The organism is Pokkaliibacter sp. MBI-7 (assembly GCF_029846635.1).
In the GTDB taxonomy this organism is placed as follows: Bacteria; Pseudomonadota; Gammaproteobacteria; order Pseudomonadales; family Balneatricaceae; genus Pokkaliibacter.
In genome coordinates this window covers 4,023,528-4,047,845 of record NZ_JARVTG010000001.1, presented here as the reverse complement: position 1 = coordinate 4,047,845, position 24,318 = coordinate 4,023,528, and the positions used below count along the sequence as shown (strand labels likewise).

General features: G+C 56.4%; 25 protein-coding genes. 12 read left to right on the top strand and 13 right to left on the bottom strand.

The window, feature by feature from the left end:
• Entirely contained in the window at window positions 1-765 is a 765-nt protein-coding gene (gene madM, locus QCD60_RS17805; protein WP_279787597.1) for a malonate transporter subunit MadM, read from the top strand.
• Window positions 766-919: 154 nt separating this feature from the next.
• On the opposite strand, the gene QCD60_RS17800 is transcribed toward madM, so the two are convergent.
• On the bottom strand, window positions 920-1,834 hold the full coding sequence (locus tag QCD60_RS17800) for a DUF1444 family protein (RefSeq protein ID WP_279787596.1): 915 nt from the start codon (window positions 1,832-1,834) through the stop codon (window positions 920-922).
• Between QCD60_RS17800 and QCD60_RS17795 the strand changes: the two genes are divergently transcribed.
• Complete coding sequence (locus QCD60_RS17795) at window positions 1,833-3,083, top strand: IS4 family transposase (RefSeq protein WP_279782765.1); 1,251 nt, start codon at window positions 1,833-1,835, stop codon at window positions 3,081-3,083. The two genes, QCD60_RS17800 and QCD60_RS17795, sit on opposite strands and share 2 nt — an antisense overlap.
• A gap of 210 nt (window positions 3,084-3,293) precedes the next feature.
• Here the strand turns inward: QCD60_RS17795 and QCD60_RS17790 are convergent, their stop codons facing one another.
• Both QCD60_RS17790 and QCD60_RS17785 read right to left on the bottom strand, forming a co-directional pair.
• The gene (locus QCD60_RS17790; protein WP_279787595.1) at window positions 3,294-3,746 is read right to left on the bottom strand and encodes a GNAT family N-acetyltransferase; all 453 of its coding nucleotides are present in this window, start codon (window positions 3,744-3,746) and stop codon (window positions 3,294-3,296) included.
• An 81-nt stretch (window positions 3,747-3,827) separates the two neighbouring features.
• Window positions 3,828-4,757 (bottom strand): LysR family transcriptional regulator, encoded by a 930-nt coding sequence (locus QCD60_RS17785; protein WP_279787594.1) that lies wholly within the window; start codon window positions 4,755-4,757, stop codon window positions 3,828-3,830.
• A 129-nt stretch (window positions 4,758-4,886) separates the two neighbouring features.
• On the opposite strand from QCD60_RS17785, the gene QCD60_RS17780 reads away from it, so the two are divergent.
• From QCD60_RS17780 to QCD60_RS17770, 3 genes are all read left to right on the top strand, one after another.
• On the top strand, window positions 4,887-5,162 hold the full coding sequence (locus QCD60_RS17780; protein WP_104156534.1) for a DUF1778 domain-containing protein: 276 nt from the start codon (window positions 4,887-4,889) through the stop codon (window positions 5,160-5,162).
• Entirely contained in the window at window positions 5,159-5,656 is a 498-nt protein-coding gene (locus QCD60_RS17775) for a GNAT family N-acetyltransferase (RefSeq protein WP_279787593.1), read from the top strand. The genes QCD60_RS17780 and QCD60_RS17775 overlap by 4 nt, the downstream gene beginning before the upstream one ends.
• A gap of 150 nt (window positions 5,657-5,806) precedes the next feature.
• Complete coding sequence (locus QCD60_RS17770) at window positions 5,807-6,352, top strand: redoxin domain-containing protein (RefSeq protein ID WP_279787592.1); 546 nt, start codon at window positions 5,807-5,809, stop codon at window positions 6,350-6,352.
• Window positions 6,353-6,432: 80 nt separating this feature from the next.
• Here QCD60_RS17770 and QCD60_RS17765 read toward each other — a convergent pair whose 3' ends face one another.
• The 4 genes from QCD60_RS17765 to QCD60_RS17750 all read right to left on the bottom strand — a co-directional run bounded on the left by QCD60_RS17765 (window position 6,433) and on the right by QCD60_RS17750 (window position 10,213).
• Window positions 6,433-8,040, bottom strand: a complete 1,608-nt coding sequence (locus QCD60_RS17765) for an inorganic phosphate transporter (protein ID WP_279787591.1) — start codon at window positions 8,038-8,040, stop codon at window positions 6,433-6,435.
• 118 nt (window positions 8,041-8,158) lie between these two features.
• Window positions 8,159-8,575 (bottom strand): hypothetical protein, encoded by a 417-nt coding sequence (locus QCD60_RS17760; protein WP_279787590.1) that lies wholly within the window; start codon window positions 8,573-8,575, stop codon window positions 8,159-8,161.
• Complete coding sequence (locus QCD60_RS17755; protein WP_279787589.1) at window positions 8,575-9,603, bottom strand: DUF2157 domain-containing protein; 1,029 nt, start codon at window positions 9,601-9,603, stop codon at window positions 8,575-8,577. Before QCD60_RS17755 ends, QCD60_RS17760 begins: the two co-directional genes overlap by 1 nt.
• 70 nt (window positions 9,604-9,673) lie before the next feature.
• Window positions 9,674-10,213, bottom strand: a complete 540-nt coding sequence (locus QCD60_RS17750) for an MOSC domain-containing protein (RefSeq protein ID WP_279787588.1) — start codon at window positions 10,211-10,213, stop codon at window positions 9,674-9,676.
• A gap of 186 nt (window positions 10,214-10,399) precedes the next feature.
• Between QCD60_RS17750 and QCD60_RS17745 the strand changes: the two genes are divergently transcribed.
• The gene (locus QCD60_RS17745) at window positions 10,400-10,840 is read left to right on the top strand and encodes a VOC family protein (protein ID WP_279787587.1); all 441 of its coding nucleotides are present in this window, start codon (window positions 10,400-10,402) and stop codon (window positions 10,838-10,840) included.
• A gap of 18 nt (window positions 10,841-10,858) precedes the next feature.
• On the opposite strand, the gene QCD60_RS17740 is transcribed toward QCD60_RS17745, so the two are convergent.
• A complete protein-coding gene (locus tag QCD60_RS17740; protein ID WP_279787586.1) occupies window positions 10,859-11,767 on the bottom strand; it encodes a LysR family transcriptional regulator in 909 nt (302 codons plus the stop codon).
• A 232-nt stretch (window positions 11,768-11,999) separates the two neighbouring features.
• On the opposite strand from QCD60_RS17740, the gene QCD60_RS17735 reads away from it, so the two are divergent.
• Together QCD60_RS17735 and QCD60_RS17730 are read left to right on the top strand one after the other, a co-directional pair.
• On the top strand, window positions 12,000-12,758 hold the full coding sequence (locus tag QCD60_RS17735; RefSeq protein ID WP_104156726.1) for an SDR family oxidoreductase: 759 nt from the start codon (window positions 12,000-12,002) through the stop codon (window positions 12,756-12,758).
• A gap of 173 nt (window positions 12,759-12,931) precedes the next feature.
• On the top strand, window positions 12,932-14,188 hold the full coding sequence (locus QCD60_RS17730; RefSeq protein WP_279787585.1) for an MFS transporter: 1,257 nt from the start codon (window positions 12,932-12,934) through the stop codon (window positions 14,186-14,188).
• Between the two features lie 26 nt (window positions 14,189-14,214).
• Here QCD60_RS17730 and QCD60_RS17725 read toward each other — a convergent pair whose 3' ends face one another.
• A complete protein-coding gene (locus QCD60_RS17725) occupies window positions 14,215-14,886 on the bottom strand; it encodes a winged helix-turn-helix domain-containing protein (RefSeq protein WP_279787584.1) in 672 nt (223 codons plus the stop codon).
• A gap of 289 nt (window positions 14,887-15,175) precedes the next feature.
• Here QCD60_RS17725 and QCD60_RS17720 point away from each other — a divergent pair, with 289 nt between their 5' ends.
• On the top strand, window positions 15,176-16,000 hold the full coding sequence (locus QCD60_RS17720) for an undecaprenyl-diphosphate phosphatase (RefSeq protein ID WP_279787583.1): 825 nt from the start codon (window positions 15,176-15,178) through the stop codon (window positions 15,998-16,000).
• A gap of 72 nt (window positions 16,001-16,072) precedes the next feature.
• Here QCD60_RS17720 and QCD60_RS17715 read toward each other — a convergent pair whose 3' ends face one another.
• Entirely contained in the window at window positions 16,073-17,758 is a 1,686-nt protein-coding gene (locus tag QCD60_RS17715; protein WP_279787582.1) for a SulP family inorganic anion transporter, read from the bottom strand.
• 238 nt (window positions 17,759-17,996) lie between these two features.
• Between QCD60_RS17715 and QCD60_RS17710 the strand changes: the two genes are divergently transcribed.
• On the top strand, window positions 17,997-18,869 hold the full coding sequence (locus tag QCD60_RS17710; protein WP_279787581.1) for a LysR family transcriptional regulator: 873 nt from the start codon (window positions 17,997-17,999) through the stop codon (window positions 18,867-18,869).
• A gap of 81 nt (window positions 18,870-18,950) precedes the next feature.
• Here the strand turns inward: QCD60_RS17710 and QCD60_RS17705 are convergent, their stop codons facing one another.
• The gene (locus QCD60_RS17705; RefSeq protein ID WP_279787580.1) at window positions 18,951-19,757 is read right to left on the bottom strand and encodes a TSUP family transporter; all 807 of its coding nucleotides are present in this window, start codon (window positions 19,755-19,757) and stop codon (window positions 18,951-18,953) included.
• 222 nt (window positions 19,758-19,979) lie between these two features.
• On the opposite strand from QCD60_RS17705, the gene QCD60_RS17700 reads away from it, so the two are divergent.
• On the top strand, window positions 19,980-20,270 hold the full coding sequence (locus QCD60_RS17700) for a Rho-binding antiterminator (RefSeq protein WP_279787579.1): 291 nt from the start codon (window positions 19,980-19,982) through the stop codon (window positions 20,268-20,270).
• Window positions 20,271-20,281: 11 nt separating this feature from the next.
• Here the strand turns inward: QCD60_RS17700 and maiA are convergent, their stop codons facing one another.
• Together maiA and QCD60_RS17690 are read right to left on the bottom strand one after the other, a co-directional pair.
• A complete protein-coding gene (gene maiA / locus QCD60_RS17695; RefSeq protein WP_279787578.1) occupies window positions 20,282-20,932 on the bottom strand; it encodes a maleylacetoacetate isomerase in 651 nt (216 codons plus the stop codon).
• A 119-nt stretch (window positions 20,933-21,051) separates the two neighbouring features.
• Window positions 21,052-22,203 carry an esterase-like activity of phytase family protein gene (locus tag QCD60_RS17690; RefSeq protein ID WP_279787577.1) on the bottom strand — a complete coding sequence of 384 codons (1,152 nt, stop codon included), beginning with the start codon at window positions 22,201-22,203 and terminating at the stop codon, window positions 21,052-21,054.
• A 255-nt stretch (window positions 22,204-22,458) separates the two neighbouring features.
• On the opposite strand from QCD60_RS17690, the gene QCD60_RS17685 reads away from it, so the two are divergent.
• Window positions 22,459-24,315, top strand: coding sequence for a M48 family metallopeptidase (locus tag QCD60_RS17685; RefSeq protein ID WP_279787575.1), 1,857 nt, complete (start codon window positions 22,459-22,461; stop codon window positions 24,313-24,315).
• The last annotated feature ends 3 nt before the right edge of the window (window positions 24,316-24,318 follow it).

The window sequence follows — 24,318 nt, the reverse complement described above, 5'->3', positions numbered from 1 at the left end:
ATGTACGAAGCTCTGCAAAAAGTCATCAGTAGTTACGGTCTGGTCAGCGGCTTTGCCGTCATCGGCGCCACCATGTGGCTGTCCTACTGGATTTCCCAACGCTTTACCCATGGCCGCCTGCACGGCTCAGCCATCGCCATTTTTCTCGGCTTGCTGCTGGCCTACTTCGGTGGCCTGTTTACCGGCGGCAAGAAGGGGCTGGTGGATATTTCGGTCTTGTCCGGGATTGGCCTGATGGGCGGTGCCATGCTGCGTGACTTTGCCATTGTCGCCACGGCCTTCGGCGTCAATGTCGATGAACTGAAACGGGCAGGCGTACCGGGGGTGATCTCGCTGCTGTTTGGCATCGGTTCGTCGTTCATCGCTGGTGTAGTGGTGGCGCTGGCCTTTGGCTATACCGATGCGGTCAGCCTGACCACCATCGGTGCCGGCGCCGTGACCTATATCGTCGGCCCGGTCACGGGAGCGGCCATTGGCGCCAGCTCCGAGGTGATGGCGCTCTCCATCGCGGCCGGTCTGGTCAAAGCCATTCTGGTGATGATCGCCACGCCCTTTGTTGCGCCCTATATTGGCCTTAACAACCCGCGCACCGCTGTTATCTTTGGCGGCCTGATGGGCACGTCCAGCGGCGTCGCCGCAGGCCTTGCCGCTACCGATCCCAAACTGGTGCCTTACGGCTGCCTCACCGCGGCGTTCTACACCGCCCTTGGCTGCCTGCTTGGCCCGTCACTGCTGTTCTTTATCGTCCGCGGCATTGCCGCCTGAGTTACCCGCGCCATAGCGTTTGCCCCGCCTTCACGGCGGGGCTTTTTGGTATGAGTGAAAGTGAGTGTGGATCACCGCAGCCCTGGCTTGGATCTCAGCTGGCCCTATCTCACCTGGATCACTAACGGTTTCCCCAAATACCTAACGCTTTAAATCAGGGGGTATACCGAACCCATTCCCCATCTTTTTTGATGTACCCATAGGGTGAAATGGCATAGCCCATTTCGCTATAAACCCGGGCTGAAATGCCAGCAGCCAGTTGTGTCGCCTGCACGTCACCTGAATCAGTGATCAAAGCGATATTTCTGGCAGGAATGAAGACAACAATGGGCCCTTTGCTATTCACCTGTAAATCTTTCAAATAATCTGAAGCCAATATTAAGGATGCCTCATAGTTTTCATCAGCTTTAAATCGAAATATATGGCCGTTCCCGTTGGTGTCTATTTCGCTGATACTGGCACCTGCTTCTTTATAGTGACGAGCGATATTCTGAGCAGCGACAGACGATATCGTATTTTCTATTTCCAGCTTTTTAACATCATCGGGCGTTACAAGGCGCATATTCTCCGTCGAATTAAACACGTACACCTCATAGAGGTCATCGTTCAACTTTTGGTAGTACATCGGCAGCTCTTCACTATTGTAGCCCGCTTGTTTGAGCTGCTTTTTGACGACTTCAAAGTAGTCAACTGGCTTGATTACAGGAAAAATGCTTTTAACATCTGGCCCGCCATACACTTTCTGCTGCCTTTTTACCGACTCAATCTGGTCACTGAAAACAGCATCTAAATCCCGGTTACCCGATGTATATACTGCGTAGGCATTATCCAGAAACATATCCAGCTCATACCCTCCGATGTTTTTAGCATGTATCCGAAGGTCACCCACAATTTCAAAGCTGGACGCTGGGAGCTGTGCCTTCAATCCACCCAAGTTAATGAAAAAACCAATATAAATCATTGACCTGTCGCTGATTTTGCGAGGTCGCCGTCCGACTAACCTGCTTTTTATCTCCTGTGTCGGACGGCGACCAATAGGGAACTCACTCCTCTGCGGCTGTGTTCCCATGTCTCTTTCTGCTCTGCTTCAGCGATTTATGACCTTTCTGCACTCTGATGCGTTCGCACAAAAGGCGCGTCACCCTGATCACCCCAATGGCTTCTCACGGCAACGCAAATTGCCACTGACCTCACTGGTTGCCTGCATGTTGCGCTCCATGAGTAAACGCGTGCAGGTGGAACTGGATCAGTTCTTTGCCTCCTGCCAGCATCAGCCCGGCCTCTCTCATTGCGTGTCAGAACAGGCCTTCGCCCAGGCGCGCACCAAACTGTCTCACTCCGCCTTTACCGCACTCAATGATCACCTGCTGGCGCTGCTGGAAAGCCACTCTTTGATACCGCGCTGGCGCGGCCTGCGTCTGGTTGCGGCGGATGCCTCGCACCTGAATCTGGCGGTACGGGCCTGCCACCGATCACGTGCGGCCCGCCCACAGCAGCTGGCCTTTGGCCTCTATCTGGTCGAGGCCGAGATGATGCTAGCCGCCACGCTATACTCCCCCCAGGTGGGTGAACGGCAGATGCTGTTTGAGCATCTGGACCGTCTGCGCGCGGATGACCTGCTGTTGCTGGATCGCGGTTACCCCTGCCGCTGGCTGGTGGCGGCATTAAACCAGCGAGGGATCCCGTTCTGCATGCGGGTCGATGCGCTGGGCTATCGCTGTGTCAGGGAGTTCATGTCCTCCGGTCTGAAAGATCAGGACGTGATGTTGCCCGCTCCCAGCCAGCAGGACGCCGCCTCGTATGAATGCCTGCCCACCCCTCAGCCCGTGCGGCTGGTCAAATATCGAACGCCAAAGGGGAAGGTCCATGTGGTGATGACGAACCTGATGGATCGTCAGCGCTTTCCGGCCAGCGTCTTTATGTCGCTGTACCATCAACGCTGGCGTATTGAAGAGGCGTTCAAACGGTTAAAGCACCGGCTGCAGATAGAGCAGGTATCGGGGTTGTCCCAACGAGCGGTCATGCAGGATTTTGCCGCCAAGATCGTCTGTGACAATCTGGAAAGGGTCGTGGTGATGTTCGCAGAACGGCAACATCGGGTCGGTGTTGATCAGGCGACCAACCGTGCTTACGGTCACATGGCGTTGAGAGATATTTTGCCCGTGGTACTGACCGGATGCGTGAAAGCCATGCAGCGGTTAGCGGAAGCGACAAAACAGATAGCGCGCTGTACATTTCCCCGACGACCGGGCACCTCTAAACCCCGACCAAAGGACCGCGGAAAGCCACGTAAGCATTTGATTCAAAAGACATGTTGAGGCTTAACTTGGGTGGATTGGCTGTGCCTTCAGTCTTTTTAGAAGTTGCGAGGAAAACTCATCCTTTGTAATCGATGCAGCAAAGACTGAACTTGATAACAGCAGACTTATGATGGCGACAGCAATCCTATGCATATTGACCTCAATATTGGCTTAATTCACAACTAGCGCTGCATTTTATACATCCCGGCAAATGCAGCAATATCACTGTTATCTCAACAGACGCTGCATAAAAACACTTAGCGGATGATCAGGATAATCACCAAAAGGCGCACAGCGTGAATACCCCTGCCTGCTGTAAAACGCCAGCGCTTCGGTCTGATACGGACCGGTCTCCAGCATCAGTAATGTACAGTCACGATCCAGCGCAGCCGCTTCCAGCATTTCGATAATCTGTCGCGCCGTGCCCTGCCCTCTTGCGGCTGAACGGACATACATCCGTTTGATTTCTCCGTAACCCTGCTGCAACACCACCGCACCACAGCCAATCGCTTCACCTTCATGACTGCGCGCCACGGCGAATATCACGTTGGGCTGCTGCAGGGAGGAGAGATCCAGGGCATAGCGTGCTTCGGGCGGATAGAGTGTGTCCTGATAGGCATCCAGCTCGCTGATCAGGGCGATAACATCGGGTTGACTGGGGGATTCGAGCACAACATGCATGATGGGATTCCATTACCAATGGGAAAGTCAGGCAGCCACTGCTGGCCCCCTGCGCCTCTATCAATAGCCGAAAATGATGGCCTACACACCCTGCTTCTCCTGCAGATACTGCCGGGCATAAGCCCGACACTCGGCGATACAGTGCAGGATGCGTGGATCACGCTCACGGCTGGCCAGACACACCATGGCAATATGCTGCTGCATCCGGCACGGGTCCTTGAGGGGAATCAGCTGAATCTTGTTTTCAAACACTGCCTCTACACGTCCCGGCAACAGGGCATAACCCATCCCGGCGCTGACCATGCTGATCAGCGAGAAAATATCACTGACCTGCATGACCACATTGGGAGTAAACCCGGCCCGCTCAAAGGCACGAAAGCTGTCGGTGTAGGTGGCAAAGCCCTGCGTCAGGGTGACAAAGGTGGCATCTTTCAGCTCCGGCAGGCCAACGCTCTGGCAGTCGGCATAGGGTGACCCCAGCGGCGCGGCGAGAAAGATATCATCACTGAACAGCGGCAGCGCCAGACAGTCAGGCTCGCTGAAATCACGGTCGAGCGACACCAGAATGGCATCCAGCTCCAGCGCACGGAGCTTGCGGAACAACACCTGATTGGAGTCGAGGGTCAGCTCAATATTGAGGTCGCCCTTACGCAGCTTGAGCCCGGCGATCAGCTTGGGCACGGTCGCCAGTGTCAGGGAATACAACGCCCCCAGTTTGAACTGACTGGAGTGAATACCGGCCGTCTCGCGGGTCGCCTTGATAGCTTCCTCCATTGCCGCCAGCACCTGTCGCCCCTGCTCCTCCAGCACGCGGGCACTGGGGAGTGGCGTCAGCAGACGCCCTTCCTGCCGGAACAGCGGGCACTTCAGCCCCTCTTCCAGAGAGTGAATGGCGCGATGAATACTCACCGTACTCATATTCAGCGCCGCGGCCGCCTCCGCCAGGGTGCCGGTCTGCATAAAGGTGAGAAAGACTTCCAGCTTTTTCAGGGTGATCGCGTCATCGAGCATGAGGGATCCTGTTGTTATTTTTAGGCTTCGGTTGATTCAAATGTGCCATTCTGACACATCACTTGACCCCCATACACCAAACGCGCAGACTTTAGCCACGTGACAATTTGGCACACAGGAGACTTTAGTATGGCGACAACTCTGCCTCGTATTACCGCTCGAGTTGATGTGGAAACCCAGGATTTACTGACCAAAGCAGCTGCACTGGTAGGTATGCCCAGTATCAACTCCTTTGTTCTCAGTGCAGCCGTTGAAAAAGCCAAGCAGATTATTGAACGAGAGCAAGTGCTCAAATTATCAGAAAGAGATGCAGAGCTACTCGTGGAAGCACTGGATAAGCCAGCGTCTGCTCACCCCAGACTGAAAGCTGCCTTCGACAACTACGAGGAAAACGACAAGGTATGAGTACCGTTCTACTGGACAAGGACCGCCATGATCGTACTCGCTTCAACTGTGGTGTTGATGCCCTCAATAGTTATCTGAGGATGATGGCTGGCCAACAGGCTCGACGTGATAACAGCAGAACGTTTGTGCTGTCAGATGCTGCCAATGAGAGTCAGATTGTCGGCTTCTATACCCTGACAATGACTCCAATAGATCTTCGCGCATTGCCAGAGGCTCTGCAGAAAAAGCACCACTCTTCCACATCGGCAGGATTGATAGCCAGACTGGCTGTTGACCAGAGATACCGAGGTCAGGGTTGGGGTGAATGGTTGCTGATAGACGCTCTTAAAAAGCTACTGCATGCCAGTGACACGGTGGGTTTTCCTCTGGTGGTGGTAGATGCCAAGGATGGTGCCCGTGATTTCTATACAAAGTATGGCTTCACTGCTTTTCATGATCTGGATTACAAGCTTTTCATTTCAATGGCAGAGATCCGTGCCAGCTTTGCCAGATAGAACCAAGGAAAAAGTGTTCACACTGCACAATCGTCTGTAGACCGACCTTGATCTCCCCCTGCAGCACCAATATGGAGAGCTGATCAGCGCTCTGGTTGCTGACCCCGAGTAACGGCTTTTTCAAGACCAAACGAACCGTAAGGTAACCTCATGTCCGATCTCTACACTATCCCGGTCAACACCATCAAAGGTGAAGCGACAACGCTGGAAAGCTACAAAGGCAAAGTACTGCTGGTAGTGAATGTGGCTTCCAAGTGTGGCCTGACCAAACAGTACGAAGGGCTGGAGAAGCTCTACAAGACCTATCAGGAGCGCGGCTTTGAAGTGCTGGGCTTCCCCGCCAATGACTTCAAGGGACAGGAGCCGGGCACTGACGAGGAAATCCAGCAGTTCTGCACCTCCACCTATGAGGTGACCTTTCCCATGTTCAGCAAGCTGGTGGCCACCGGTGCCGACAAGCATCCACTGTATGCCTATCTGACCAGCACCGAGCCCCATACTGTGGATCGCGAAGCGATGGAAACCATGCTGCGCGGTTATCAGATCGAGCCTACCGCGGCCCCTGAGGTGGTGTGGAATTTCGAGAAGTTCGTGATTGGCCGTGATGGTCATATCGCAGCCCGTCTGGCACCCGGAATCACTCCGGACTCCGCCGCCATCACTGAGGCGGTCGAGGCTGAGCTGGCCAAGGCGTAACCCCCTGAGCCGCCTGGGCTTAGCGTAACTAAAAACACAAAGGGCCGAACTGTTCGGCCCTTTGCTTTCTCAGGGTAAAGTCAGAACGCCGCCTGCAGTCCCAGGAAAATCAGCGCACTGAGCAGCGCCGCTGCAGGCAGGGTGATGATCCAGGCCAGCGCGATAGGTTTCATCAACCCCCAGTTGGTCTGGTGATTGACCAGACCAATACCCAGTACGGCACCGATCAGGATATGGGTGCTGGATACTGGAATGCCGAAGGTAGACGCCAGCAGCACAACAATGGCCGCCCCCAGCTCCGCCGAGAAGCCTGATGCAGGGTGCATCTTGGTCAGGTTATGACCAACGGTGGCGATCACTTCCTTGCCGATAAACCACAACCCGACGATCAGTGCGACACCGAACGTCAGCATCGCCGCAGGAGGGACCGCTGCCTGTGAGCCGACTTCGCCGGTACGCAGCACATCCATGATGGCGGCAAAGGGGCCGATGGCATTGGCAATATCATTGGCGCCGTGGCTGAAGGCAAAGCCCGAAGCGGTAAACACCTGCATCCAGCTGAACAGCAGGAAGGTTGAGGTATCCAGCGACTTGCCCTTGAGTGTGCGGGTGAAGATATACACCACCATCCACACGGCGGCCGCCACCATCAGCATGATCAGCACGTTGTCGATGGTCGACAGGCCCAGATGCATGTTCTTCAGGCCTTTGAAGATCAGCATGGCAGAAATGATCATCGCCCCCAGCGCGGCTACCGCAGGGACGTACATTTCCAGCGCCTGATTGGCGCGCACATCGCCTTTCTGACTTTCCAGCTCATGCTGCTTGCGGTAGTAATCCGTCTCAAACTCGGCCGGGTCGAAGTCATCGTCTTCCCGCGCATGGGCATCCCGCGCCATGGCAGAGGTGTAGGCAATCTGCTGAATCTCGCTCATGCGCTCGAAGGCTTTCTTGTGCTCCTTCTTCAGCTCTTTCTTCTGCAGTTTGATATTTTTCAGCTGCCGGTCAGCATCGTCGTTGTAGTTGAGAATGTGCTTTTTGATCAGGAAGAACAGCGCATAGGCCACTGCGCCGCCCAGCACCGGCGATATCACCCATGACAGAGCGATTGTGCCAATCTTGCCCCACTGCACCAGGGCCAGCGCCGAGTCAGTGCCGCTCAGCAGAATCCCCAGCGTAATGGAGCTGCCGACGATACCGCCGACGATGGAATGGGTCGTGGAAACCGGGTAGCCCTTTTTGGTGGCAAACAGCAGCCACAGTGCAGCGGCCAGCAGGGCCGACATCATGATGTAGACAAACTGCATCGGCGCGATGGTCATCCGCGACAGATCGACGATGCCATCACGAATGGTCTTGGTGACTTCACCCCCAGCAATCATCGCACCGCTGACCTCAAAGATGGCCGCAATCACCAGTGCCTGTTTGATGCTGAGGGTACCGGCGCCGACGCTGGTACCGAAGGAGTTGGCGACATCATTGCCACCAATATTGAACGCCATGAACAGCCCGAACAGACAGGCCAGTACAAAAATCACCGGCGTGTTGTGCTGGGTGTAGTCCAGACCCCAGTTGAGAAAATACAGGGTGGTGATCAGAAACAGCGCGGCAAAGAACCAGCTGATTCTGGAGATTCCACCGATACCTGCTGATGGCATTACGCCCGAGGTGTGATCCATATGTGCCATCTGACTCTCCGTCCTCTGTACCCGGTCATGTGGAGACTTGAGCGTACGAAGGACGGATGACTGACCTGTGACACTTTGATACCAGTTTTCCTACAGTCTTCCCTGCTATGGCAGCTCGCTATAGTTTGCTGGCCAGCAGCTCTCGATGGGCAAGATAGAAGTAGGCCACGGCCCAGAGTGGCCAGCCGTGGAGCAGAATCCGCACACGCAGATTCCCCCCTGAAAGCAGCATCAGGGCGATACAGCTGAATATCAGCAGGCCTGTGCCCACTCTGGCCAGAGACGGTGGCAGCAACACCCGCTGGTGATTAACCGCAAAATACAGCAGCCATAGTGTCGCCAGCCCCATCCAGCCGGTGATAAAGACCACTATCACGGCGAGCGCGGCATACAGTGAAGACTGATGCTCATAGGCATCCAGCTCAAACCCCAGCGCCATCATCGACAGATAAAGTGCCACCAGCGTGCTGGGCACCATCACCACGATGCCGATAAAGCGATGAATACCCCGTTGTAACGGTGAAGAAGGCGTCATCACTGCCGGTGCTCCAGCAGCTCACGCAACGCCATGGGTAACAGCTGGCGCGCATGACGGGTAATAGCATCTTCATGTTTCTGCCAGAGCACACCGAGGTAGATCACCAGCAGACCGATAGCCGTCAGCGCCATGGGGAACAGCCAGCTGTCTTCAAACACATCCTCTGCCAGATGGCCAAGGTACAGGCAGGCACCAATGGCACCGAACACCACGAATACCCGCCGCATCAGCATTACTCCAGCAACGATCATCAGCAGGTTGATGCAGCAGTAAATGAACTTGTTCAGTTCACTGTCGGAATGCTGCAGCGTCATACCGCCCCAAAAAGCCATCACACCAAACAGGTAGATCCAGAACGCATAATCGGCACTAAAGCGTGAACGGATATCCACCCACAGCGCCAGCCCGATCATCAGCAGGCCACAATACAGCGACACCAGCTTGCGCAGCTCCCACGAATAGTCGCCACCGTTAAGCATGGTGGTCAGGTCCATGGACATGTACCAGAGGGTGACCGCAATCGGCATCACCAGAAAAGGATAACGGTAGCGCCACAGCACCATGCACCCCACCGCCAGCGTGCCCAGCTCCATATACAGCCAGTGCCAGCGGATATAGCGATGGTAGTTACGGTAAGGTGAGTCGTCAGGCCAGACTCCCAGTGCCTGCTGCAGGCCATAAATGGCCAGCGGTGTCAGGGCAACAGCGAAGGTGGCGCAAATGCCCGCCGGTATCATCAGCCCCCGGTCAGCAAAATGGCGGGAAAGCCACAGGCCCACTCCGGCATACAGCAGCGAGATAAAGAACACACCCCAGCCACCGAATTCCTCCCAGCCGAGGTTCATAAACAGCGTCATGGCGCCGATGGCAATCATGCCGCCGAGATAATACAGCACATGGGTAAAGTCGAATTGCGGCGTATTGGCATGCTGGCTGCGCCAGAACCCCCATAACCGCTCGGCCTGATCAGCGCTGATAATCTGCTGTTCAACAGCCTGATCCAGTGACTTTCTGGTCAGTTTCATCCGTGTAACTCCTGTTCGGGCAAGCGTTCTTGCTTGCCGCACCATCGGGTATGCTCGCTTCGCAACACTCTCACACTGGCACCAGAGGGGAATAGGGTAACGCAGGCAGGCTAATCGCAATGCTGTCGCCCGCCTGCACTGGCCCGCCATGCAGCACAATGCCCATGACACCGGCGCGCCGGATCAGCTGACCGTGCTCATCCCGATCCAGTACCGCGGCGGTCAGCCCCTGCTGATAGCGGTCAAGCTGAGCACAGGGGTTGCGTAATCCCGTCACCTCGATGCGCACTGTTTCCCCGATTGCCAGCACACTGCCAGTGGGCAGGGCCAGCAGATCAAGGCCCTGAGTGGTGATATTTTCCCCCAGCGTCCCTGCTTCCACGGCGAAACCTCTGCCCTGCAGCTCGTCGATCAGCTCCTGCTGGATCAGATGAACCTGGCGCAAATTAGGCTGACTGGGATCTTTGGCGACGCGGGAGCGGTGCTGCACGGTGACGCCACGATGGGCATCTCCCACTACCCCTTCGCCCTTGATCAGCTCAATCTGACGGGCTGGCTGTTTGGAAAATACGTGCTGTTCTGAACAGCTGACTGCAACTACCTGTGCCATGGAGTTTCCTTTTCCCTGATGTGCGATGGCCTGTTACAGACCATCGTGATAGCTGTCGGCAAGGGTAGCAGGGTCAAGCGCATTTGGCCTGTTCAAAGCGAGAACGCGTTAATGCGTTGAAATCCCCCCTGCGGGGGCCATAAACAGTTCACCGTTCTGCCAGCCAGCTCCATCAGTGAGGTGCCTATGCCCAGCCCGCGGATAACCCATATTGCGCTGCATGTGGTCGATCTTGATGCCTGCGTGTCGTTCTACGCCGACTACTGTGGCATGTACACCATTCACGAGCGGCGCCATGGTGCCAAACAGATTGTCTGGATGGCCGAACCCGGGCGGGAAAGCGATTTTATCTTTGTACTGATGAACGGTGGAGAAGACTTGCAGCTGGCCGGTAATGATTACCGTCATTTTGGCTTTGCCCTCGGCTCCCGCGCCGAGGTGGACAAACTGGCTGCGCGTGCAGAGGCGGCCGGTTGTCTGGTCTGGGCACCCCGTCAAGAGGCATTCCCGGTGGGGTATTACTGTGGCCTGCGCGACCCCAACGGTAACTATGTAGAGTTCAGTTTCGGCCAGCCGCTGGGGCCGGGCGCGGAAGACTTTGAACAGCTGCTGCGGCTGCCGGACTAGCACGGTCAGTACAGGCGGTCACAGCAGTTTGTCATGCATGATCTCTTTTACCCAGTCCATAAAGACACGTACCCGCCGTGGCAAATGGCGGCGATTAGCATAGACGAAAGAGAGCGGCATCGGCGCCAGACGAAATTCAGGCAGCACCTCAATCAATGCGCCAGAGGCAAGGTAGGACTTCACCCCTGTCAGTGGCGTCTGGATGATGCCAAGCCCGGCCAGACAGGCGCTGAGATAGGCTTCAGAGTTATTGACGGTTACCGCACCGGCCATTGGGACATAGCCCGTTTGCTGCGGCAGAGCAGGGTCATGGTATTCAAAGTCATCGGGGCGACCGCCCAGCTCGACCACGTAATGCACCAGCCGGTGCCCGGCCAGATCATCAAGGGTACGAGGAATGCCGAACTGAGCTGCGTATCCGGCACTGACACAATTGATGTTGTAGTACTGGCCGACCGGCACGGCGATCAGATTGCTGTCGCCCAGATGCCCGGCGCGCAACACGCAGTCAAAGCCTTCGCGTACCAGATCGACACGGCGGTCGGTGCTGCACACTTCGATATTCAGAGCCGGATGCTGCTGCAGAAACTCAGACAGTCTGGGCAACACCACATCACGTGCCACCGCCAGTGGCATATCCACCCGCAGCCGCCCCTGCAGTTGTGACTGTTCATGCCGAAACAGCGTGCGCAGGTCATCCATATCCGCCAGCAGATCCTTGCTGCGTTCATAGAACACCTGACCGTCCGGGGTCATGCTGACACGGCGGGTAGTCCGGTGCAGCAGGCGGGTATCGAGCATTTCTTCCAGCTGCTGGATTGCAGTGGAAACGCTGGACTTGGGTAGCCGCAGGCTGTCAGCGGCAGCGGTAAAACTGGCCAGTTCCGCTACCCTTATAAAGATTTGCATGGCATCCAGCTCTTTCATCAGCTCACCCACTGTTCGGACATCGCGAACAGTATAAACACGGATAGCTGATTTATCCGGCCATATACGAAATATAGACTGCCTTTCAACAGATCAGGCTCCCGTCACACATGCCTGCACTCAGGCACAGACAACGAGCCCGTTCTGATCTGCATTGAGCTGCATTCCACTGCGCCAGCGCACCAGCAGCCTTTCACCAGCAGCTCTTCACCAGTAAAAAAGGGAGCACAGCATGAGCAACAAAATCGCAATCGTGACCGGCGGCAGCCGTGGTCTGGGCAGGAACACCGTCATGCATCTGGCCCGCAAAGGGGTGGATGTGATTTTCACCTATCGCAGCCAGCAGGCTGAAGCAGAAGAAGTCGTCGCGGCGGTCGCGGCAGCCGGTGCCCGAGCCGTGGCCCTGCAGCTGGATGTGGCCGTTGCCAGCAGCTTCCCCGCGTTTGCCGCAACGGTAAAACAGACGCTGGCGCAGCACTGGCAGCGCGAGCATTTCGATTTTCTGGTCAACAACGCCGGTATCGGCATTCACGCCAGCTTTATGGAAACCACTGAAGAACAGTTCGATACCCTGATGAATATCCATCTCAAGGGCACCTTCTTCCTGACTCAGGCTCTGCTGCCACTGATGGCAGATGGCGGTCGTATCGTCAACCTGTCTACCGGTCTGGCCCGCTTTGCCCTGCCCGGATACGCCGCCTATGCGGCGATGAAAGGCGGCATCGAAGTGCTGACCCGCTACATGGCCAAGGAACTGGGAGCACGGGGGATTGCCGTCAACGTGGTGGCACCCGGTGCCATCGAGACCGACTTTGGCGGTGGTGTAGTACGCGATAACGAGCAGGTGAACAACTTTGTCGCTTCACAGACAGCCCTCGGCCGAGTTGGCCTGCCCGATGATATTGGCGGCGTGATTGCCTCACTGCTCTCCGACGACAACCGCTGGATCAATGCGCAGAGAATTGAAGCATCAGGCGGTATGTTCCTGTAACCCTTCCTCCGGGTGCAGCGGTCAGCAATGATCGCTGGCTGAGCCGGGCACTCCGTCAGCGGATTGTTCCGGCCCGGCCGACCAACGTTGTTCAATCGTTTGTTTAAATAAAAATCAAGTCGGGTACACTACTGGACCTTTCCCTTCCGCACTACCGCACCCGGATCAACACAGTGGAAACGTCCCTGCTGAAACACCAAGCTTTCATGCGCTTCTGGATTGGCCAGATCGCATCCTCCTTTGCCTTCCAGATGCTCGCCGTGGGCATCGGCTGGCAGATGTACGACCTCACCAACAGCGCCCTGAATCTGGGTCTGGTCGGTCTGGCCCAGTTTCTGCCACAACTGGCGCTGACACTGGTGGCTGGCCATATGGTTGATCAGTACAACCGCCGCATCATCGTGCTGATCTGTCGGCTGGTCATGGCCATCACAGTATCGGTGCTGGTGCTGGGCAATCTCACCCACTCCATCAGTGCCAGCATGATCTATGCCTGTGCCGCAGCACTGGGAGCGACCCGTGCCTTTGAGATGCCCGCCACGCAGGCACTGCTACCCAACCTGATCACGCCTGATCTGCTGTCTCGTGCGGTGGCTCTCATGGCTTCTGCCCGCGAAGCCACTGTGATTGCAGGCCCGGCCCTGGGTGGCCTGATCTACCTGATTGGCCCGACCGCCCTGTATGGCAGCAGTGTGGTGTGCTTCCTGATTTCAGCGGTGTTTCTGCTCAACCTGCAGTATGAGTACAAGACGCCCGCCAAAGCGCCGGTCAGCATGGAATCACTGCTGGGCGGGATGGTCTTTATTCGCCGTAATCCGGTGATCCTCGGCTCCATCTCGCTGGACATGTTTGCCGTACTGCTCGGCGGTGCCACGGCCCTGCTGCCCATCGTTGCCAAAGATATTCTGCACACTGGCCCGTGGGGGCTCGGTCTGCTGCGCTGTGCTCCCGCGCTGGGAGCAGTGATGATGTCCGTGTATCTGGCCCGCCGCCCACTACGACGCAATGTAGGCAAGATCATGTTTGCCGCAGTGGCGGTGTTCGGACTGGCCACCATTGTGTTTGGCCTGTCGACCAACCTGTTCCTGTCACTGCTGGCACTCTGGTTGCTGGGGGCGTCGGATATGATCAGCGTGGTCATCCGTTCCACGCTGGTACAGCTGGAAACCCCAGACGAAATGCGCGGCCGCGTCAGTGCAGCCAACTCCATTTTTATCGGCACCTCCAACCAGCTGGGGGAATTTGAATCCGGCGTGACGGCCGCGTGGCTGGGCGTCGTACCCGCCATCGTCGTCGGAGGGATCGGCACCCTGGCAGTGGTTGCACTGTGGATGAAGCTGTTCCCGTTACTGACCCACCGGCAAACGCTGGACGCAGGCGAAATCACCCGGCTTCCCGGTCAGCCCGCCCGGCAGACCCCTGCTCCCTAATCGCTGCGCCAGCGTGTCTTCACACGCTAGGAGACTTCGAGCACATACCCTCGCTCAGGCGTGCTGTGGATGAGGTGCACTTTATGTGCTTCATCCACTTTCTGCCTTAACTGACGGATCGCCAGCTCCAGCCGTTCTGGCGCACTGTCGGGGCTGGTGTCCTGTAATGCCAGCCCGATGGCCGCCAGCGGCACCGAGCGGCCCTGATGCCGTATCAGCAGTGCCAATAAGCGAAACTCCTGCTCGGTCAGGCTGAGAGGGCAACCGCCACGGCTGGCACACTGGTGGTCAAGATCGACATCGAGATCCGCCAGACGAAAATGCTGATCAGCCGCCACGGGGGGCAGACCGTCTTCGAGCGCCTGCAGGTGGCTCAGCAGCACACTCAGGGAAATCGGGCAACGGAGTTGATCGGTGCCCGGTACAGGCGCTGGCAGGGGCGGACGCTGGGCCTCGTTGTAGAGGAAAAGCACCGGCACCTGCATGCCGGCATTGCGTACGCCGTGAAACACGTCGCAGCTGGTCATCCCTCCCAGATCCCCCGACTCCAGCACCACCACATCAAAGCGATCACGCTGCAGTTTCTGCATCACCCCCACCCCCGAACTGGCCCGAACAATACACATACCAGCCGCCATCAGCCCCTGCAGGGTATAGATATCAAAACAGCTGTGATTCTCTCCAATCAGTATTTTCATATCAGGTTCCTACAGCGCTTATAAGCCGGGAGGCCAAGGCGCTTACAGGCCGGGAGGCCAAAGCGGGCGGGCTGTTCAGGAGTGAATGACAGCGTCACACAACCACTTACGGCAGAACCAAAAAGGTTTACCTGACGCTGTTATATGCAGCACACATCAGAATGGAGCAAGTTTTCAGACGGGTCGATATTCCTTTATCCCTTCCTACCCTCTGGTTTGCGGAAACATTTCGTTATGCCAAGATAGCCGCTTTCTCACACCCTCCGCGACTCTGCTATGGATCGTCGATATGGATATATTGCAAGCTCTGGTGCTTGGCCTCGTTGAAGGCATCACTGAATTTCTGCCTATTTCTTCGACTGGCCACCTGATTATTGCCAGCCAGTGGCTGGGCATGGATCAGAATGCCGAAAACAAAGCCTTTGAGGTCATTATCCAGCTGGCTGCCATTCTGGCCGTGACCGCCAACTACGCGGACAAGTTCACGTTCAGACACGTTGAGCTGTGGAAGAAGGTGATTCTGGCGTTTATTCCCGTAGGCGCCGTGGGTTTCCTGTTCAGCAAGCAGATCAAGGCCCTGTTCTCGCCCGAGATCGTTGCCATCATGTTTATCGTCGGTGGTATCGTCTTTCTTATCGTTGAACGCTTCTATAAGGAAGAACGTGCCACAGTAACCCTGGCCGAACTCCCTCAAGGATTGCTTATTACCTATAAAGAAGAACGCGCCACGGTGACCGATGTGGAAAACCTCAGCTACAAGCAGGCCCTGTGGATAGGTATTGCGCAGGTGTTTGCCCTGATTCCCGGCACCAGCCGTGCGGGGTCAACCATTATTGGGGCCATGCTGGTGGGCCTGAGCCGCAAGGCCAGCGCCGAGTTTTCTTTCCTGCTGGCCTTGCCGGTGATGCTGGCAGCCAGTGGTTATGATTTGCTCAAGCACTATCATGAGTTTGCCGGCGAGTCCTTTATGCCGTTGATCGTCGGTTTTATTGTGGCCTTTATCAGCGCCTATATCGCAATGAGGCTGTTTATCCGCTTTCTCGCGCACTTCACCTTCGTGGCCTTTGGTATCTACCGCATCCTGTTCGGCGCCCTCCTGCTGCTGGTGATGTAACACTCACCACACAAACAGCAACAGCCTCGCAATGAGGCTGTTGTTGTTTTAACGCCGTATAAATATATCGCGTTAAGACGCCTGAGCGACTGCCGGTGCATAACTGCGGATCACATCCGCATCGGTCAGGAAGCATTGCTTGCTGCCAATCAGCGTGGTGAACCCTGCCCGCTCCAGTCGCTGCCAGACCTGCAGTTTTACCGAGGCCAGCCGCAGCCGAACCTGCCGCTTGTCGAGATAATGGTACAGCTCCGTCAGCATCTCGATGCCAGTGGCATCAATGTCGTTGATCCCGCCACACAGGATCACCACCTCCCGGGTTTCAGCATCAAGATGATCCAGTACAAAACTTTCCAGCGCTGGCGCCGTGGTGTAGATCAGCGCCGAATCGATACGCACCATCAGCACCTGCCGCTGCAACCGGGGCAGATCACAGCGCTGCCTGTCTCTGAACACCCGGTCTTCCGCATGCAGGCCCACTTCCATGATGCGTGGACGGCTGCGACGGTAAACCGAGATAAGCATGGCCAGCAGAAAGCCGGACAGCACACCCCAGTGTAAATGAGGCACAGAGATCAGGGTGGTGACAAAGGTGACGCCTGCCGTCAGCGCATCTTCAGGGCTGCTCTTGCCCAGTTTCAGGAACACAGCAAAATCCAGCAGGTTCAGTACCGGCACAATGATGACCGCGGCCAGCACCGCCTTGGGCAGCAACGCCAGCGGTCCGGTGAAAAACAACAGGCTGACCGCCACACAGACAGCGGCAAAAATCGACGACCAGCCGCTGGTCGCTCCGACGTACAGATTCAGTGCCGAACGGGAGAACGAACCACTGATAGGAAAGGCACCAAAGAAACCACTGGCCACCTTGGCCAGCCCCTGGCCGATCAGCTCCTGATTCTCATCCCAGCGCTCCCCGCGCTTGCGTGACAGGGTGCGGGCACTGGACATGGCTTCGGTAAAGCTTACCAGCGCGACAATCAGGGCCGCCGGCAGCAACATGCGATGCTGATCAAAGGTCAGCGCCTGCGGCATGACCAGCGATGGCAGGCCGCTGGGCAAGACACCGACAATAGCGCCCCCCTCGCCAGCAAAGCCGGTCAGATAACTGATCAGAATGCCCAGCAAACAGACGTAGAGCACCGCTGGCTGCTGCGGCAACCATTTCTTGAAACCCAGCAGAAAGACAAATGACCCTGCGCCGATGGCAAGCGTCGTTATGGTCGTCAGATCCAGCATCAGCAGGCTGGATACCCATTGCTGCACATGAGGCAGGCTCCATCCCCCTTCGATACCCAACAATGCCGGTAACTGGGACGAAATGATGATCAGCGCCGCAGCGTTGATAAACCCTTTCAGCGCCGGGAAGGAGACAAAGTTGGCAATGGCCCCCAGCTTGAAGGCGCCCAGGGCAAACTGAATCAGACCGGAATAGATGGCCAGCCACATGGCTGCCGTCACCCACTCTGCCGAGCCCGGCGTGCCCATATTCTGCAATGAGCCAAAGGTCAGCAGCCCGGTCAGGGCGACCGGCCCCGCCGCCAGTAACGACGAAGAGCCCCACAGCACACCGATGATGGAGGGGATCATGGCCGCATAGAGCCCGGTTTCCGGTGGCATTCCCGCCAGCGTGGCGTAGGCCACCGCCTGCGGCACCAGCACCAGCCCGACACTGAAGCCCGCTCTGGCATCGGCAAACATCGCCCTGGGCGTGGGCCGGGCCCAGCGCAAAAAGGGAAAGTAACGCGCTAACGACATGCTTTTAACCTATGCAGTGGCACGACTGACGGGGAACGGGCTATTACCGGAAGACTCTGGCCATCACTGCCAGATCTATATGGACATAAGGTTATAACCAAAGAGGCAGGGGCAGTATAAACAGCCAGAAAGGAAAATGGTTGAGAAATCCTGATAAGCCTTATCAATCCATCGTGTTTCCATCTTGACCATGAGGCAGTGACCTCACTACCCTTCTGATTCCCCTGAGGAATAGGTAATGCCCATGCTGCTGGAAGGTCTGGAAACACTGGAAGTGCTGGCACGCGAGGGCACCATGAGCCGTGCGGCCACCAGGCTGTTTATCACGCAGTCAGCGGTCAGCAAGCGAATCGCCAACCTGGAACATCGTCTCGGCAAGAAGCTGATTGAGCCGGATGGCCGGCAGGTACGCCTGACGGCGGATGCCCGTGCCCTGCTGCTCACCGTGGCGCCAACACTGGGCGAGCTGAAAGGATTGCTGTTTGATCAGCTCAGCACCGTCGATACCACCGCGCTGCAGATTGCCGCATCGGAGACGATCCTGACGGCCTATATTGGCCCTTTCCTGCAGGATTATATGCAACAGGATGCCCACCTCAGCTTTGCCAGCCATCACACCCCCATCATCGTTGAACGGGTACGCAGTGGCGATGCCGTGGTCGGTATCGGGGCAGGGCAAATCAAGATTCCACCGGGGCTGAGCCATCGTATTCTGATGCAGGAGCCGCTGATTCTGGTGCATCACCAGCCACCGGATTACCGCCAGCGACTGGCCTGTCTGAGCATTGACCTGAGTATTCCCAGCAATCGCCATCTGGAACCGCTGTTGCTGGAAGCAGGGCTGGACCCGGTGATGCAGATGAACTCGTTCTTTGCTGTGGCCCATATGGGTCGGCTGGGCCTGATGCCTGCGGTGATTCCACTGGGAGTGGCCGACATCATGCAGATCCCGGCCAGCCAGCGATTTGCGCTGCCTATTGCGATTGAGCGCCCCATCAATCTGCTGTTTCGACCCAGTGTCTATGAGCGCCCGCGGGTACAACGTCTGATCGATTGTCTGCAGGCCCATTTTGCCCGCAGCCAACCGTCTCAGTTAAAAGAAGGGATATAACAACCAGAATTGACCGCGGAGCGTATAACTGAAGAGCATATGGCTGCAGCAAGTACGCCCCGCCGCAGCCAGTCCCGTTTTCTACACCGGCAGTACTGCTTTCAGACCGGCACCAATCCAGGCAAACCACTCAGGATGTCCCTGCCATAGCAGGCGGGCACACATCACCAGCGACACCGTCACCAGCAACGGGCGAATCAGCTTCACCCCTTTGGCCACTACCATCCGCGACCCCAGACGCGCGCCGAGAATCTGCCCGACCGCCATGGTCAGGCCCACCGTCCACAGCACCTTGCCACCGATAATGAAGAACAGCAGTGAGGCCATGTTGGAGGTGAAGTTAAGCAGCTTGGTATGGGCCGTCGCCTTTGCCATCCCCAGCCCGGCCAGTGCCACAAAGGCCATGGCGAAGAAGGAGCCGGTTCCGGGGCCAAAGAAACCATCGTAGAAACCCACCCCGGTTCCCACCAGCAGTGCAAAGGCGTTGTGGCTCAGGCGGCGATGGCTGTCGCTGTCACTGATACGAGGGGAAAACAGGAAATAGCAGGCAAAGCCCACCAGCAGATAGGGCAGAATCCGGCTCAACTGGCTGGAATCAATCTGCTGCACCAGCAATGTGCCCAGTGCGCTACCGACGAAGGTACAGATGACGGCCCACTTCATCGAGGCCAGATCAATCATGCCGCGTTTGAGGAAGTACAGCGTGGCCGCAAACGAGCCAAAACTGCTTTGCAGTTTGTTGGTCGCCAGCGCCATGGTCGGTGGCACCCCTGCCGCCAGCAATGCCGGAATGGTGATCAGCCCGCCGCCACCAGCCATAGAGTCAATAAAGCCAGCTACCAGAGCAACCAGCGCGAGTACGATCAGGGTGGTAATTTCCAGTTCCATTATTGCCGTCCAGGTTCAGAACGGCGGCAAGCTTAACAACTTGTCCGGGCGGACAAAAACGAAAAGAAGGCACAGGACTGATTCCCTGCAGGAATGATTTTGACTTGCCTCCATACCGGCCTCAGCGCTGAACAACCAACGCAGGAAATGGATCTGTCATCATTGTCTGCAAGACTATTTGCCTGCACGAACACCTGACTTCCCCTGCGTGAGCACTACGCCATGTCTGACTCATCAGCACACTACCAGCCTATCTCCTGTGATCTGCACGACTATCTGGAAATCGCCTGCATGCGCGGCTACGTGCTGCTGGTCGAGCTGACCGATGGCAGCCGTTTTGAGGCAAGGGCCATTACCACCATCGTCAATGCCGACAAGGAAGAGTTCTTGCGCCTGCGCGGCGCTACGGGAGATCAGGATATTCGGCTGGATCGGCTTGCCGCCATCACACCACAGGCTGCCAATGCCGGATTTGGGCGCGTGCGACTGGCAGGCAGTGTCTGCCAGTTTTAGCAGCGGGAAGACTAAACGGCGTCAGGCTGCTGCTCCGGTGCCGCCTGAATAAAAGCATCCAGCTGATTGCAGTGGTGATAGATGTGCTGCATACGCGGGTAGGACGCCATGTCCAGTCCGAACCGGTAAGCGTTGTACAGCTGCGGGATAAGGCAGACGTCTACCATATTGGGCTGTTCACCGCCGGCATAGGTCGTGTCAGATAACTGGGCTTCCAGCACCCTGAATCCCTGATGCAGCCAGTGGTGATACCAGGCCGTTTTTTCTTCATCGCTGCGCCCCAACGGCCCAACCAGATACTTGAGAATGCGCAGGTTGTTCAGCGGATGGATATCACAGCTGATCTCCATACACAGGCTGCGTGCCTGTGCCTGCTGCCAGCTATCGTCGGGATATAACGGTTTCTGCGGATAGCACACCTCCAGCCATTCCAGAATCGCCATGGACTGGGTCAGGATGCGACCATCCCCCAGCCGCAGTGCCGGTACCAGCCCCTGTGGATTGACCTGCAGATAGGCCTCGCTGCGCTGCTCGCCCTTGAGCAGGTTGATCGGGGTGATGCGGTAATCAATGCCTTTCAGATTCAGCGCGATGCGCAGGCGATATGCCGTCGATGAGCGGAAATAGCTGAATAGCTCCAGGTCAGCAGCCACGGTCTGCATGTAACCGATCTCCCTACAATTAGTTTCACTTAAAACTTATTTTTAGTTTCGCGTAAAACTATCTCTAAAGCGGTCAGGGTGCAAACACAACACGCAGCCCGGCAGCTATGGCTTTTTAGTCACGGCAAAATTGTCACGGCAAACCCTGCGATCAGAGTCCGCTGCTTATCGGAGAAGTTATCATCCGAGATCAGCAGCAACAGGTACTGACCATCATCCAGCCTCGGGCCCAGTGCCAGCCCTTCAAAGTTGTCCAGCGGCACGTTGAGATCGTCTGCCAGATCAGCCACCAGCCTCTTACTGGCGGGTACAATTTGCTGGTTGCCCCTGATGCTTTTCAGCGTATTGATGTCGGTCGCCCCCGCCAGAGACACCTCGTACAGACGAATCCGGTTGCCCGCGCCTTTGACGTAAGTGCGTTCCAATGCCAGCAAAGTACCCTGATTGTCCAGTGCCAGCATGTCGGCAAGACCGATGGAGCCACCGGATGCGGAAGCTCCCGTGGGCGGAATCACCGGATCGATGTCGTAACGGAACTGATGTAGCAAACGGCCATCGGCCAGCGCATATTGCAGAATACGCGCCGGGCTGCCATGGGCCTGGGTAGACTCCTCCCCGTCCTGTTTTAGCGCTGTTTCTGTCGCCGAGTAGAGTGTGGTGCGGTCAGGTGTGACCGTCAGGCTTTCAAAGGCGTCATTGTTACGAATTCCCTGATTAAGACGGTCAAACACCGATGCCGGCCAGAACATCGTGGGCATGGGCAGTGACTGTTGCCAGCGCCCCTGCAGGTCGTAACCGTTAATAAAGGGAGCAATCTGGCGGATGCCATCCCCCTCTGAGGACACATAAACGCGATCACTACCGGTCAGCGCAATGCCTTCCGGGTCCAGCGCATTTTCTGCGTAAGGCCTACCGTCACGATCAAGCAAGGTGGTAAAGCGCTGCCACTGCACACTGTCATCCGTCAGCCTGCCATTGAACAGCTGCACCGTGAAGGTATAGAAGCGCGCTGGCTGGCGCTCACTGCGGTCATCACTGATAGCAACAAAATGCTGCTGCTCGGCAGACCAGCTCAGGCCGGACAGCCCTCCGATGGTGGTGCCCTGAAATTGTGTCAGATAAGGCACATGGGCCTGCCCCAACGGCGTGATGGAGGTAATACTGGCCGCCTGTGCAGAGGGGGTGACCATCAATATCAGGCAGAGTGAAAAGCCACTGGCCAATCCTGAGACAACAGGTATCCGTTTAGCGCTGCGCAATTCAAGTCTCATTGAGACACCTCCGTAGTTTCCCCACTCCAACGCTCACCGTTATCAGCAACGTCTATGGCCAATCTAGCAGATCGTGGTAACGGGTGTGTGTCAGCGATTACGCCCCTGCATGCTGAGCTGCAATATTCTGGGCGGCTCAGAGCAACAAGAAAATTCAAAACATTTCCACAAATTACAAAAGACTTACATTTTGACACTATTTATACTCGCGCTACCGAGCTAAGAACCGCTCTCTTTTGACACATGGAAGCTGCAATGACTCAAGATGAATTTGAGCGACGTGTTACCGCGCTGGAAAAGCAGGCTCAAGCCAACCCATCAAGCTACAAACTACGTGTATTTTTGCTGGCACTGGCAGGCAATGCCTACTTGCTGGCCATTTTAGCGTTCCTGCTGGTAATGACTCTGGCTGTGGCCCTGTCAGTTGCCAAACTGCACCTGATCGGAGTGAAGCTGCTGATTATTGTCGTGCCACTGTTATGGCTGACGCTGAAGGCCATGTATATCAAGGTACCTCGCCCTCAGGGAATGGAAATCAGTGCGGCAGATGCACCAGAGCTGTTCGCAATGATTGACAGCATTCGCATCGCGCTGCGAGCACCTCGCTTTGACCACGTGCTGGTCACTGATGACCTGAATGCAGCCGTTGCGCAATCTCCCCGTCTGGGCATTTTTGGCTGGTATCGCAATTACCTGATTCTTGGGCTGCCACTGATGCATGCCCTCACGCCGGAACAATTCAAGGCGGTTCTGGCCCACGAATATGGCCATTTATCAGGTGGCCACGGCCGTCTGGGCAATTGGCTTTATCGGTTACGGTTGCGTTGGAGTCAGCTGCTAAACCAGCTGGAAGATGTGGAAGGCTGGGTAACCTACTTGTTCAAGCCTTTCCTGTCCTGGTTTATCCCCCGCTTCAACGCCTACTCCTTTCCGCTGGCTCGGGCCAATGAGTACGAAGCTGATGCGGTTGCCGCCCGACTAACCTCACCTGCCACCATGGCTCAGGCGCTGACAGGTGTACAAGTCGCCAATAGTTATATGCGTGAACGATTCTGGCCAGACATCCACCGACAGGCTGAGCATACGGCCTATCCTGCCGCACAGCCTTTCAGCGAGTTTGGCTTGAGCATCAGACAGCAGCTGACATCAGACTATGAAGGTTGGATTGCGGACAATTTGCGCCAGCAAACCACGTTCGACGATACCCATCCCAGTCTGCAGGACCGACTTCAGGCATTTCAGGCGACAGCCCAGTGGAGCCCGCCAGCATCCGGAAACAGTGCCCTCGAGCTGCTTGGGGCAATGAAACAGCCGTTACTGGATCACTTTGACCAGCAATGGAGCACCGATGTAGCAGCGCATTGGAAAGAACGCTTTGAGACAGTCCAGGAGGCCAGGCAACAGCTGGCCACACTGAATCAGCGTATGAGTGATGGCGAGGTGCTGAGCCCTCAGGAACTTTATGATCGCGCCCAGCTGACTGCTCATTATGAGAGCGATATGGCAAGTGCGATTGCACAACTGCGTACCCTGAATGAGCAGTTGCCTGATGACCAGCAAGTCGCTTTCGCCCTTGCTCAATGGCTGTTGCGCACTACCGAGGAACAGGGTGTTCAACTGATGCATGAGGTCATCGACAAGGATCCGGAGTACATGATCGGTGGCTACCGACAATTGGCGCAGTACTTCTGGCAACTGGGCCAGCATGAGGTTGCTGCCGATCTGTATGACAAGGTCAGACAGCGTGAGCATGATGAGTATTTCGCCCACAAGGAGCGAAATCAGCTGCATGTCAGCAGCACCTTCCTGCCCCATGAACTGGGGGAGGCCAGCATTGCCGACCTTCAGCAACGACTGCGTGAAATTGAAGGTCTGACCGACGCCTTTCTGGTCCGTAAAAAGGTGTACTTCTTCCCTGAGCGCCCTTGCTTCGTACTGGGATACAAGGTTGCTACCAAGTTTGGCCTCTACGATAAGAAGCTGGCACTGTCGGTACTACAGCATCTGCAAGTCATGGACTTTCCCGGCGAGGCCATCCTGATCCACGTCGAAGGTGACAACAAAGCCTTTGCCAAACAACTCAAAAAAGTCGCGGGCAGTCGTCTCATCTGACTG